Source organism: Arthrobacter sp. Y3225116, assembly GCF_059091245.1.
On the sequence record NZ_JBNHGL010000439.1, the window covers coordinates 1 to 1,240 of the forward strand.

A 1,240-nucleotide genomic window follows, 5' to 3' on the forward strand; every position below is an offset into this window, starting at 1 on the left:
ACACGTCCCAGCCGCCGTTGGCGTCGACCCGGAGCGCAGCGTGCGGGGCTGCGGCACGCACCGCCGCGACGCGGGCCACGTCCTGGTCGATGTCCTGTCCGGTTTCGGCAACCTTGATCTTTACCGTGCGCGCGCCGTCGTAGCGGGCCAGCACCCCGGGTACCTCCGCCGGCGCCACCGCGGGCACCGTGGCGTTGACCGGGACGCTGTCCCGGACCGGGGCCGGGAAACCCCGCCAGCCCGCCTCCACCGCGGCCGCCAGCCACGCGGCGGCTTCGTCGTCGTCGTACTCGAGAAAGGGAGAGAACTCCGCCCAGCCGGCCGGGCCCTCCAACAGCAGCACCTCGCGGTGCATCACGCCGCGGAAGCGGACCTTCATCGGCAGGGACACCACGCGTGCGGTGGCGAGCAGGTCGGCGAGGTCCGGGAGCTCCGGCCGGTCGGAAAGCCCGGGAACATCGGGAATCTGGTGCGGTGTCATCACCTCCAACTGTACGGCGGGCGCCCTTCCCGGAAGCTGTCAGCATTGTGTGCGACCCTAGAATCGATGACTCCGCAGCGTTCCCGTGTCCGCTCCCGGCCCGCCTCCAGCCGTCCGGCGGCGCACGCTCCTGCCCTGTTCTGGTTGGGAGCCTTGTTGTGCGCGGGGGCCTTCGTGCTGAACTACTACGCCTTCGTCCGCACCACCACCGGGCAGTTCGCCGACGAATCGGCCTGGGCGGAGGCGGACTCCGGTTGGCGGCTGGGCCGCGGCGTTTTCCTGGACTTTTTGGACCTGCTGCCGGATATCTCCGTCGCCGTGGCGGCCGTGGTGCTGCTGGTGGCGGCCTTGGTACGACGCCGGTGGGGGCCGGCGGTGGTCGGCGTCGGGGTGGTCGCGGCGTCGGCGGCGACCACGTGGATTCTGAAGAACCTTATTCTGGACCGGCCCGACCGCGGCGTGCCCACGCTGGAACACAATTCGCTGCCGTCGGGGCACACCACCATCGCCACGGCTGCCGCCCTGGCCATCTTCCTGGTGGTCTCGCCCCGCTGGCGCCCGTTCGCCGCGGCCGCCGGCGGCCTGTATGCCGTGCTGGCCGGCGCCGCTACGTTGATCAACGGCTGGCACCGCCCGGCGGACGTGGTGGCGGCCTTTTTGGTGGCCGGCTTTTGGGTGCTGGCCGCCGGCCCGGTCGTGCTGCGGCGCGGCAGCGACTGGAACATCTGGTCCGGCTACGGCAGCTTCTGGGCGGCGTCC

General features: G+C 71.7%; 2 protein-coding genes. One reads left to right on the top strand and one right to left on the bottom strand.

Annotated features, from left to right (window positions below; all coding sequences use genetic code 11):
• A partial coding sequence (locus AC5RV2_RS18140; protein WP_494093483.1) for an enolase C-terminal domain-like protein occupies positions 1-481 on the bottom strand: 481 nt, incomplete at its 3' end.
• A 66-nt stretch (positions 482-547) separates the two neighbouring features.
• Between AC5RV2_RS18140 and AC5RV2_RS18145 the strand changes: the two genes are divergently transcribed.
• Positions 548-1,240: phosphatase PAP2 family protein (locus AC5RV2_RS18145; protein ID WP_494093484.1), on the top strand; the 693-nt coding region annotated here is incomplete at its 3' end.